The 11,238-nt window shown below is 58.7% G+C and carries 10 protein-coding genes; 8 read left to right on the top strand and 2 right to left on the bottom strand.

The features are described from left to right. Window positions 1–203: 203 nt before the first annotated feature. Window positions 204–1,634, bottom strand: coding sequence for an ATP-dependent RNA helicase RhlE (rhlE, locus tag IAE50_RS24900; protein ID WP_128483344.1), 1,431 nt, complete (start codon window positions 1,632–1,634; stop codon window positions 204–206). 282 nt (window positions 1,635–1,916) lie between these two features. Between rhlE and cecR the strand changes: the two genes are divergently transcribed. The 5 genes from cecR to IAE50_RS24875 are packed head-to-tail and all read left to right on the top strand — an operon-like array spanning window position 1,917 to window position 7,557. After that, window positions 1,917–2,591: a transcriptional regulator CecR gene (cecR, locus tag IAE50_RS24895; protein ID WP_094420422.1), complete on the top strand. Its 675-nt coding sequence runs from the start codon at window positions 1,917–1,919 to the stop codon at window positions 2,589–2,591. Continuing rightward, the gene (hlyD, locus tag IAE50_RS24890) at window positions 2,591–3,586 is read left to right on the top strand and encodes a secretion protein HlyD (protein WP_042713068.1); all 996 of its coding nucleotides are present in this window, start codon (window positions 2,591–2,593) and stop codon (window positions 3,584–3,586) included. The genes cecR and hlyD overlap by 1 nt, the downstream gene beginning before the upstream one ends. Next, window positions 3,579–5,318, top strand: coding sequence for an ATP-binding cassette domain-containing protein (locus IAE50_RS24885; RefSeq protein WP_200581603.1), 1,740 nt, complete (start codon window positions 3,579–3,581; stop codon window positions 5,316–5,318). The genes hlyD and IAE50_RS24885 overlap by 8 nt, the downstream gene beginning before the upstream one ends. Then, window positions 5,308–6,441, top strand: a complete 1,134-nt coding sequence (locus IAE50_RS24880; RefSeq protein ID WP_200135730.1) for an ABC transporter permease — start codon at window positions 5,308–5,310, stop codon at window positions 6,439–6,441. The genes IAE50_RS24885 and IAE50_RS24880 overlap by 11 nt, the downstream gene beginning before the upstream one ends. Window positions 6,442–6,450: 9 nt before the next feature. After that, window positions 6,451–7,557, top strand: coding sequence for an ABC transporter permease (locus tag IAE50_RS24875; protein ID WP_200581602.1), 1,107 nt, complete (start codon window positions 6,451–6,453; stop codon window positions 7,555–7,557). On the opposite strand, the gene IAE50_RS24870 is transcribed toward IAE50_RS24875, so the two are convergent. Then, window positions 7,510–7,929 carry a YbhQ family protein gene (locus IAE50_RS24870; RefSeq protein WP_094420426.1) on the bottom strand — a complete coding sequence of 140 codons (420 nt, stop codon included), beginning with the start codon at window positions 7,927–7,929 and terminating at the stop codon, window positions 7,510–7,512. The two genes, IAE50_RS24875 and IAE50_RS24870, sit on opposite strands and share 48 nt — an antisense overlap. Before the next feature lie 133 nt (window positions 7,930–8,062). On the opposite strand from IAE50_RS24870, the gene IAE50_RS24865 reads away from it, so the two are divergent. The 3 genes from IAE50_RS24865 to IAE50_RS24855 are packed head-to-tail and all read left to right on the top strand — an operon-like array spanning window position 8,063 to window position 11,030. After that, complete coding sequence (locus IAE50_RS24865) at window positions 8,063–8,824, top strand: endonuclease/exonuclease/phosphatase family protein (RefSeq protein ID WP_042714957.1); 762 nt, start codon at window positions 8,063–8,065, stop codon at window positions 8,822–8,824. Continuing rightward, window positions 8,821–10,065: a cardiolipin synthase ClsB gene (clsB, locus tag IAE50_RS24860; RefSeq protein ID WP_023479029.1), complete on the top strand. Its 1,245-nt coding sequence runs from the start codon at window positions 8,821–8,823 to the stop codon at window positions 10,063–10,065. Before IAE50_RS24865 ends, clsB begins: the two co-directional genes overlap by 4 nt. Beyond that, window positions 10,065–11,030 (top strand): lysylphosphatidylglycerol synthase domain-containing protein, encoded by a 966-nt coding sequence (locus IAE50_RS24855; protein ID WP_042716917.1) that lies wholly within the window; start codon window positions 10,065–10,067, stop codon window positions 11,028–11,030. Before clsB ends, IAE50_RS24855 begins: the two co-directional genes overlap by 1 nt. Window positions 11,031–11,238 lie beyond the last annotated feature (208 nt).

Here is an 11,238-nt window from a genome sequence, read left to right as displayed (position 1 = left end):
TTTTGGTAGGCCGGATAAGGCGTAGCCGCCATCCGGCAATCGGTGCCGCGGGGAGAATGCCGGATGGCGCTCACGCTTATCCGGCCTACGCCGTTTCAGTGAAATCGTTCCAGCGGCACCATAAAAAAAACCGCCATCCGGCGTAATGCCCGATGGCGGTTTTGAGTGCCGGATAATCCTACCCCGCCTGAACGGAAACAGATTTACGCGGAAGCGGGTTTACGCGGACGACGACGGCGTGCGCCGTTGTTTGCCGGTTTCGCTGCACCGCCATCAAGACGGCGATTGCCCACGGGCTTCGCGGCTCCACCTTCCGTTTTAGCGGCTCCGCCGTCGTTACTGCGACGCGGATGACGCGCTTTCTGCGTCTCGCCTTCGCTACGGCGCGGTGCGGACTGGCTGCGACCGCCGCCACCGCCCTGCCCGCGTCCACCGCCGCCCTGACGGCCGCCGTTCTGACCACGACCATTCTGGATCGGCTCCGCTTTGATTGACGGATCCGGCTCATAGCCTGCAACCGCAACACGCGGGATCTCTTTTTTCAGCAGACGCTCAATGTCGCGCAGCAGTTTATGCTCATCGACACAGACCAGCGACAGCGCTTCACCGGTGGCGGCAGCACGGCCGGTACGGCCGATGCGGTGTACGTAATCTTCCGGCACGTTCGGCAACTCATAGTTGACGACATGCGGCAGCTCTTCGATATCGAGGCCGCGCGCGGCGATATCCGTAGCCACCAGCACGCGAATCGAACCGGATTTAAAGTCTGCCAGCGCGCGGGTACGTGCGCCCTGGCTCTTGTTACCGTGGATCGCCGCACTGGTGATGCCATCTTTATTCAGCTGCTCAGCCAGGTGGTTGGCGCCATGCTTGGTACGGGTAAAGACCAGCACCTGCTGCCAGTTACCTTCGCCAATCATCTGCGAAAGCAGTTCCCGCTTGCGTTTCTTATCCACAAAGTGAACGTGCTGCGTCACCTGCTCGGAAGCGGTGTTGCGGCGTGCGACTTCGATCTCCAGCGGATTGTGCAGCAGCTTTTCCGCCAGCTGTTTGATCTCATCCGAGAAGGTCGCGGAGAAGAGCAAGTTCTGACGCTTCGCCGGCAGCTTCGACAGCACGCGGCGAATATCGTGGATAAAGCCCATATCCAGCATACGGTCAGCTTCATCCAGCACGAGAATTTCCACGCTGTCGAGCTTCAGGGCATTTTGGTGTTCGAGATCGAGCAGACGACCCGGGGTAGCCACCAGGATGTCAACGCCGCCGCGCAGTTTCATCATCTGCGGGTTGATGCTGACGCCGCCGAAGACGACCATCGAACGAATATTGAGATACTGGCTATACTCCTGCACGTTCTCACCGACCTGCGCCGCGAGTTCACGGGTTGGGGTCAGGATCAGGGCGCGTACCGGACGGCGGCCTTTCGCGTGAGGCTGGCTCTGCACCAGGCGTTGCAACAGCGGCAGCGTAAAACCGGCGGTTTTACCGGTACCGGTCTGGGCGCTGGCCATCAGATCGCGGCCTTGCAGCACCGCAGGGATCGCCTGCTGTTGAATAGGGGTCGGCTCGAGGTAACCCTGCTCCGCAACTGCGCGCAGGATATCCGGATTCAGGCCAAGGGCATCAAATGACATAACAACTCCGCACCGCCCCGACCTGTCACAGGTGTAGTTTTCGAGGAGATAATAGGTAGACTGATGACAAAAACCACAATGTCATGAAGGTGCGGAGTGTATCAGCTTTTGTGATCCGGCGCATAAAATATCCCACGTCAATGTCTCAGCAAGATATCTTCCCGCTTCATTCTCTGAAAAAGGGATAAATTTAGCCCCCCTCACATTTCCTGCGCAAAAATTGGACAACATTTTTCCGGCGTCGTAGAGTTAATCAATCGATTGATTAATTTTATAACCCCTATGAATAGCACACCGACCACCAGCAAAGGCGAACAGGCCAAAAATCAGTTAATTGCCGCCGCCCTTGCGCAGTTTGGCGAGTATGGCCTGCATGCCACCACGCGGGATATTGCCGCTCAGGCCGGGCAGAACATCGCCGCGATCCCCTACTACTTCGGCTCGAAAGAGGATCTCTACCTCGCCTGCGCGCAGTGGATTGCCGACTTTATCAGCCACCATTTTGCGCCACACGTGCAGGCCGCCGAAGCGCTGTTTGCCGAGCCTGAGCCAGACCGCCCGGCGATCCGCGCACTGATCCATCGCGCCAGCAAAGAGATGCTCACGCTGCTGACCCATGATGAAACCCTTAATCTGAGCAAATTTATCTCCCGCGAGCAGCTCTCCCCGACCCGCGCGTACCAGATCGTGCATGAGCAGGTGATCGACCCGATGCACCAGCATTTGACGCGCCTGCTCGCCGCCTACACCGGACAGGATGCCGACAGCACGCAGATGGTGCTGCATGCCCACGCCTTAATCGGCGAGATCCTTGCCTTCCGCCTGGTGCGGGAGACCATTTTGCTGCGTGCAGGCTGGACGCAGTTCGACGAAGAGAAAACGGAAATGATCTTTCAAGTCATCACCTGCCATATCGATTTCATTTTGCAGGGATTAACGCACAGGAGTCCGGAGTGATGAAAAAGCGTAGCGTTGTGGTGTTACTCAGCGTGGTGCTGCTGGCGATGCTCGCCGGCGGTTGGTACTGGTATCAAAGCAGGCAGGACGACAGCCTGACGCTATATGGCAATGTCGATATCCGCACCGTTAATTTAAGTTTTCGCGTCGGCGGACGGCTGGCGGCGTTACAGGTGGATGAGGGCGACAGCGTACAGGCCGGGCAGAAGCTCGGCGAAATCGACCGCGCGCCTTATGAAAACGCGCTGTTGCAGGCGAAAGCCAATGTCTCTACTGCCGAAGCCAAGTATGCGTTAGCCACCGAAGGCTATCGCGCCGAGGAGATCGCCCAGGCCGCCTCCGCCGTGAGCCAGGCGCAGGCGGCGTACGATTACGCGCAGAACTTCTACCAGCGCCAGCAGGGGCTGTGGAAAACAAAAGTAATCTCGGCAAACGATCTGGAGAACGCCCGCTCGGCGCGCGACCAGGCGCAGGCAACGCTCAAATCGGCGCAGGATAAGTTGCGCCAGTTCCGCGCCGGTAACCGCCCGCAGGAGATTGCCCAGGCGAAAGCGGGCCTTGAACAGGCGCAGGCCGCACTGGCTCAGGCAGAACTTGATTTGCAGGACACCACGCTGGTCGCGCCGAGCAACGGCACGGTGCTGACCCGCGCCGTCGAGCCCGGCAGCATGCTTAACGCTGGCAGCAGCGTGTTAACCCTGTCGCTGACCCGCCCGGTGTGGGTGCGCGCCTATGTCGATGAGCGCAATCTGCACCAGACACGGCCGGGTGCCGAAATCCTGCTCTACACCGATGGCCGCCCGGATAAGCCCTATCATGGCAAAATCGGTTTTGTCTCGCCGACCGCCGAATTTACCCCAAAAACCGTTGAAACCCCGGATCTGCGTACCGACCTGGTCTATCGCCTGCGCATTATCGTCACCGATGCCGATGATAACCTGCGCCAGGGGATGCCGGTGACGCTGCGCTTCGACGGCGAGGCGCGTCATGAATGAGCGGACTATTCAGATCGACGGGCTGGTAAAACAGTTCCCCGGCATGGAGAAACCGGCGGTGGCGCGGCTGGATTGTAAAATCGAGGCCGGTTATGTCACCGGGCTGGTCGGCCCGGATGGCGCGGGCAAAACCACGCTGATGCGCATTCTGGCCGGGTTGATGAAGCAGAACGAAGGCCGCGTGCGCGTGCTGGGCCTCGATCCCATCGACAATGACAGCGAGCTGCACGCCGTGCTCGGCTATATGCCGCAGAAATTTGGCCTCTATGAAGATCTGACGGTGATGGAGAACCTGATCCTCTATGCCGATCTGCGCAGCGTCACAGGCGAGAAGCGCCAGCAGATGTTTACCCGCCTGCTTGAGTTTACTTCCCTCGGCCCCTTTACCGACCGGCTGGCGGGCAAACTCTCTGGCGGTATGAAGCAGAAGCTGGGGCTGGCCTGTACGCTGGTCGGCGATCCGCAGGTGCTGCTGCTTGATGAGCCAGGCGTCGGCGTCGACCCCATTTCGCGGCGTGAGCTGTGGCAGATGGTACATGAACTGGCGGGCGACGGGATGCTGATCCTCTGGAGCACCTCCTATCTTGATGAAGCGGAGCAGTGCCGCGATGTGCTGCTGATGAACGAGGGCGAGCTGCTCTACCACGGCGAGCCGAAAGCCTTAACCCGCAGCATGGCCGGGCGCAGCTTTCTGCTTACCAGCCGCGATGAGAATAACCGCCGCCTGCTGCGGCGCATTCTCAGGCTGCCACAGGTGAGCGACGGCGTGATCCAGGGGCGCTCGGTGCGCATGATCCTGAAAAAAGGGGCCGATGTGCAGGCGATTCACACCGCGCCAGAGATGCCACCGCTACAGATTGAGGAGACCGCTCCGCGCTTTGAAGATGCTTTTATCGACCTGCTGGGCGGCGCGGGTGCCGCCGAGTCGCCGCTTGGCAAGATCCTGCACTCGGTGAAGGGCGACAGCGAAGAGACGGTGATTGAAGCGAGATCTCTCACCAAAAAGTTTGGCGATTTCGCCGCCACCGACGAGGTCAATTTTGCCGTCAAGCGCGGCGAGATCTTTGGCCTGCTCGGCCCGAACGGCGCGGGCAAATCCACCACCTTTAAGATGATGTGCGGCCTGCTGGTGCCGACCGCTGGCCAGGCGCTGGTGCTGAATATGGATCTTAAAGTCAGCTCCGGCAAAGCGCGCCAGCGCCTCGGCTATATGGCACAAAAGTTCTCCCTTTACGGCAACCTGACCGTGGAGCAGAACCTGCGCTTCTTCTCCGGCGTGTATGGACTGCGCGGCAGCGCGCAGCGGGAGAAGATGGCGCGAATGAGCGAAGCGTTTGGCCTGGAGACCATTGCCCGCCACGCCACCGATCAACTGCCGCTCGGCTATAAGCAGCGCCTGGCGCTGGCCTGCTCACTGATGCACGAGCCGGACATTCTTTTTCTCGATGAGCCAACCTCCGGCGTCGATCCCCTCACCCGCCGCGAGTTCTGGCTGCATATCAACAGCATGGTGGAGAAAGGGGTGACGGTGATGGTCACCACCCACTTTATGGATGAGGCGGAGTATTGCGACCGCATCGGGCTGGTCTACCGCGGCAAGCTGATTGCCAGCGGCACGCCGGACGAGCTGAAAGCGCAGACCGCCGATGACAACCACCCGGACCCGACAATGGAGCATGCGTTTATCACGCTGATCCAGAACTGGGATAAGGAGCATAGCAATGCGCGTTAACGCCCTCTCCTGGCGGCGCGTGCGGGCACTGTGCGTCAAAGAGACGCGGCAGATCGTGCGTGACCCGAGCAGTTGGCTGATTGCGGTGGTGATCCCGCTGCTGCTGCTGTTTATTTTTGGCTACGGCATCAACCTCGACTCCAGCAAGCTGCGCGTCGGCGTGCTGCTTGAGCAGCGCAGCGATGAGGCGCTCGATTTTACCCACGCGCTTACCGGCTCGCCCTACATTGACGCCACCATCAGCAGCGATCGCCAGCAGTTGATCGAGATGATGCAGGCCGGGCGCATCCGCGGCCTGGTGGTGATTCCGGTCAACTTCGATGCCCAAATGGCAAGGCCTGGCGAGGAGGCACCGATTCAGGTGATCACCGACGGCAGCGAACCGAATACCGCCAACTTTGTGCAGGGCTATTTACAAGGGATCTGGCAACTCTGGCAGGCGCAGCGCGCGGAAGATCGCGGCGAGACGTTCACGCCGCTAATCGATGTGCAGACGCGCTACTGGTTCAACCCGGCGGCCATCAGCCAGCACTTTATTATTCCCGGCGCGGTGACCATTATCATGACGGTGATTGGCGCGATCCTTACCTCGCTGGTGGTGGCGCGCGAATGGGAGCGCGGCACCATGGAGGCGCTGCTCTCCACCGAAATCACCCGCGCCGAGCTGCTGCTCTGTAAGCTCATTCCCTACTACTTTCTCGGCATGCTGGCGATGCTGCTCTGTATGCTGGTGTCGGTCTTTATTCTTGGTGTGCCTTATCGCGGCTCGCTGCTGATCCTCTTCCTGCTCAGCAGCCTGTTTCTGCTCAGCACGCTCGGCATGGGGCTTTTAATCTCCACCACCACGCGCAACCAGTTTAACGCCGCGCAGGTGGCGCTGAACGCCGCGTTTCTGCCGTCAATTATGCTCTCTGGCTTTATCTTTCAGATCGACAGTATGCCGGCGATTATTCGTGCGGTGACCTATATCATCCCGGCGCGTTACTTCGTCAGCACGCTGCAAAGCCTCTTTCTCGCGGGCAATATTCCGCTGGTATTGACCATTAATATGCTGTTTTTGGTGGCCTCCGCCGTGATGTTTATCGGCCTGACGTGGCTGAAAACCAAACGCAGGCTGGATTAAGGAGAAGCCATGTTTCACCGTTTATGGACGCTGATCCGCAAAGAGTTGCAGTCCCTGCTGCGCGAGCCGCAAACCCGCGCCATTTTGATTCTGCCGGTGATTTTTCAGGTGCTGCTCTTCCCGTTTGCTGCCACCCTTGAGGTGACCAACGCCACTATTGCTATCTATAACGAAGACAACGGCAAGCACGCGGTGGAGCTGACCCAGCGCTTTGCCCGCGCCAAGGCCTTTACCAATGTGCTGCTGCTGCACAGCCCGCAGGAAATTCGCCCGACGCTGGATACGCAAAAAGCGCTGCTGCTGGTGCGCTTCCCGGCCGATTTTTCCCGCGATCTCGACAGCGGCAAACCGGCGCAGATGCAGCTGATCCTAGACGGGCGTAACTCGAATAGCGCGCAGATCGCCGCCAACTATCTGCAGCAGGTGGTGAAGGATTATCAGCAGGAGCTGCTGGCCGGGCAGCCGACGCCGAACAACAGCGAGCTGGTGGTGCGCAACTGGTACAACCCGAATCTCGATTACAAATGGTTTATCGTGCCGTCGCTGGTAGCGATGATCACCACCATCGGCGTGATGATTGTCACCTCGCTGTCGGTGGCGCGCGAGCGGGAACAGGGCACCTTCGATCAGCTGTTGGTCTCGCCGCTCGCCACCTGGCAGATCTTTATTGGCAAAGCGGTTCCTGCGCTGATTGTCGCCGCGTTTCAGGCAACGATTGTGCTGCTGTTCGGCATTCTGGCTTACCAGATCCCGTTTGCCGGATCGCTACTGCTCTTCTACTTCGCGATGCTGGTTTACGGCCTGTCGCTGGTCGGGTTTGGGCTACTGATCTCGTCGTTTTGCGAAACACAGCAGCAGGCGTTTATCGGGGTGTTTGTCTTTATGATGCCGGCGATCCTGCTCTCGGGTTACGTTTCGCCGGTGGAGAACATGCCGGTGTGGTTGCAGAACTTAACCTGGATTAACCCGATCCGGCACTTTACCGATATCACCAAGCAGATCTATTTGAAGGATGCCAGTCTGGAGATTATCTGGGGAAGCCTGTGGCCGCTGATAGTGATTGCCCTGTCAACGGGCACCGCGGCCTACGCCATGTTTCGTCGTCACACGACCTAGCCGTTTCTCTTTGGTTAAGAGTGAGACCACCGCCGGGCCGCCAAGGATCGCCAGCCCGGCAAGCGCCAGCAGATAGTTGTTTTGCAGCACCCGCGAGAGCAGCCAGATGGCAATAAGGGATGCGCCAAAATACCAGGTGGTGGTTAGCTCCTCGAGCACATCACCGATGCCGCGCCAGCCAGCGTCATGATGGCGCTGGAAAAAGAGCATCAGCAGCACGGTGACGCCATAAAGCACGCACAGCCCCAGCCCCACGTGCACCAGCCTGCCGCTCATCCAGCCCATCACCAGTATCGCCACAATCATCAAATGCAACATAATCTGCCAGCAACTCAGGCCTGTTGCGACACGAACACGTTGTTGCCACTTCATGGCATCTCTCCGCAAGGATTTTACTCTTGTAGAAGAGTACCCCGATCTACGGAAAATTCTGTAACCCCGGCTTTTTTTGTGACAGGGACTACAATTTATTTCTATACAGGAGAGTGATGCTGGCAGGAGATTTATGACCCAACACGCGCGACCATTTTCATTAAAAGTATTGACGATTAACACACACAAAGGCTTTACCACCTTCAACCGGCGCTTTATTTTGCCCGAGTTGCGCGATGCCGTGCGCCTGGTGAGCGCCGATATCGTCTGCCTGCAAGAGGTGATGGGCGCCCACGAAGTGCACCCGCTGCGCGTTGAGAACTGGCCTGATACCACCCACTACGAATTTATCGCCGATACCATGTGGAGCGACTTCGCTTACGGGCGCAATGCGGTCTATCCTGAAGGGCACCACGGCAATGCGGTGCTCTCCCGCTATCCGATTGAACACTACGAAAACCTTGACGTCTCAGTAGACGGCAGCGAAAAACGCGGCCTGCTCTACTGCCGGATTGTGCCGCCCGATTATGGCGGCGCGGTGCATGTCCTCAGCGTTCATCTTGGACTGAAAGAGGCGCACCGCCAGGCGCAACTCAAAATGCTGGCGGAGTGGGTCAACTCTCTGCCGGAAGGCGAACCGGTGCTGGTGGCGGGTGATTTCAACGACTGGCGGCAAAAAGCCAACCAGCCGCTTAAAGCGCAGGCCGGGCTTGAGGAGATCTTCACCCGCGCGCACGGTCGCCCGGCGCGAACGTTCCCGGTCAGCCTGCCTTTACTGCGCCTCGACAGAATTTATGTCAAAAACGCCAGCGCCAGTGCGCCGACAGCGCTGCCGCTGCGCAACTGGCGTCATCTGTCCGATCATGCCCCCCTGAGTGCGGAGATCCATTTATGAAATGTAGCTGGCGGGACGGTAACCGCATCCAGTTGCTGGAAAATGGTGATAACTACTATCCGGCGCTCTACGATGCGATTGATAACGCGCAACAGAAAATTATTCTCGAAACCTTTATCTGGTTTGAAGACAAAGTGGGTAAAGAGCTGCACAGCGTGCTGCTACGCGCCGCCCAGCGCGGCGTCAGTATTGAGGTGCTGCTTGACGGCTACGGTTCGCCCGATTTAAGCGAATCGTTTGTCAGCACCCTCACCTCGGCGGGGGTGATTTTCCGCTACTACGATCCGCGCCCGCCGCTGCTCGGCATGCGTACCAACGTCTTCCGTCGTATGCACCGCAAAATTGTGGTGATCGATAACACCGTCGCCTTTGTCGGCGGGATTAACTACTCGGCCGAACACCTCTCCGATTATGGCCCCGAGGCGAAGCAGGATTACGCCGTGCGGGTCGAAGGGCCAATTGTCGAAGATATTCTGCAATTTGAGCTGGAAAACCTGCCCGATAACGCCCCGGCGAAACGCTGGTGGCAGCGCCGCCGTCATCGCCCGGAAGAGAACCGTAAACCGGGCGAAGCGCAGGCGCTGTTTGTCTGGCGCGATAATGACGACCACCGCGACGATATTGAACGTCACTACCTGAAGATGCTGGCTAACGCCCGCCGGGAAGTGATTATCGCCAATGCCTACTTCTTCCCCGGCTACCGGCTTTTGCACGCGATGCGTAACGCTGCCCGTCGCGGCGTTACCGTGAAGCTGATTGTGCAGGGCGAGCCGGATATGCCGATTGTCAAAGTGGGCGCGGAGCTGCTCTATAACTACCTGCTGAAAGGCGGCGTGAAGGTGTATGAGTATCGCCGCCGTCCGCTGCACGGCAAAGTGGCGCTGATGGACGATCACTGGGCGACCGTTGGCTCCAGTAACCTTGACCCGTTAAGCCTGTCACTCAATCTCGAAGCGAACCTGATTATTCACGATCGCGAGTTCAACCAGACGCTGCGCGATAACCTGCAAAAGATTATTGAGCAGGATTGTAAGCAGGTGGATGAGTCGATGGCGCCGAAGCGCACCTGGTGGAATCTCGGGAAAAGCGTGGTGGTGTTCCACTTCTTACGCCACTTCCCGGCGCTGGTCGGCTGGTTACCGGCGCATACCCCTAAACTGGCTGAAGTGGGGCCGCCGGTACAGCCGGAGATGGAAACCCAGGACAGAAACGAAGCACAGCACTCGGGAGCAAAACCCTGATGTCAACATCACATCCGCGCTGGCGGTTGGCTAAAAAAATTCTCACGGTGATCTTTTTTATCGCCGTTATTGTTCTGCTGGTGCTCTACGCGCAGAAGGTGAACTGGGAAGATGTCTGGAAGGTCATTCGTGATTACAACCGCACCGCCCTGCTGAGCGCGGTGGCGCTGGTGATCCTCAGCTACGTGTTGTATGGCTTTTACGATCTGCTCGGCCGCGCCTACTGCGGCCATAAGCTCGCGAAGCGCCAGGTGATGCTGGTGTCGTTTATCTGTTATGCCTTTAACCTGACGCTCAGCACCTGGGTTGGCGGGATTGGTATGCGTTATCGCCTCTATTCGCGGCTTGGGCTGCCGGGCAGCACCATTACGCGCATCTTCTCGCTCAGTATCACCACTAACTGGCTGGGCTATATTCTGCTCGGCGGGCTAATCTTTACCTTTGGCGTGGTGGAGATCCCGGCGCACTGGTATATCGACGCCTCGACGCTGCGCATTGTCGGCGTGGTGCTGCTGTTGATTATCGCCGTCTACCTGTGGGGCTGCGCGTTTGCGAAACGCCGTCACGTCACCATCAAAGGTCACAAGCTGGTGCTGCCGTCGTGGAAGTTTGCCGTTGCGCAGATGGTGATCTCCAGCGCTAACTGGATTGCGATGGGGGCGATTATCTGGATCCTGCTCGGCATGCGCGCCGACTTCTTCTTTGTGCTTGGGGTGCTGCTGGTCAGCAGTATCGCCGGGGTGATTGTGCATATCCCGGCGGGTATCGGCGTGCTGGAAGCGGTGTTTATCGCCCTGCTCGCCAGCGAGCATGTGTCGCAGGGGATTATTATCGCCGCCCTGCTCGCCTACCGGGTGCTCTATTACTTCCTGCCGCTGCTGCTGGCGCTGATTGGTTATCTGCTGCTGGAGAGCCGCGCCAAGAAGCTGCGGGCGAAAAACGAGAAGGCGATGGCGCAGCAGTGATTGTGCCGTCCCGTGAAGCGGCGTAGGCCGGATAAGCGTGTAACGCGCCATCCGGCATCCTCTCCGCGGCACCGATTGCCGGATGGCGGCTACGCCTTATCCGGCCTACGCGGTTTCAGCAGCAACGGTTTTTCATTCGACACCTATCTTACAGCGACGGTGTTGACCCCCGCTGAAATCGGCGAACCGAAGCGTGAATGACAAGGTC

The organism is Kosakonia sp. S42 (assembly GCF_016624785.1).
GTDB lineage: Bacteria > Pseudomonadota > Gammaproteobacteria > Enterobacterales > Enterobacteriaceae > Kosakonia > Kosakonia cowanii.
Note: the sequence above shows the minus strand (reverse complement) of the source record. Positions and strands in the feature narration are given on the sequence as shown.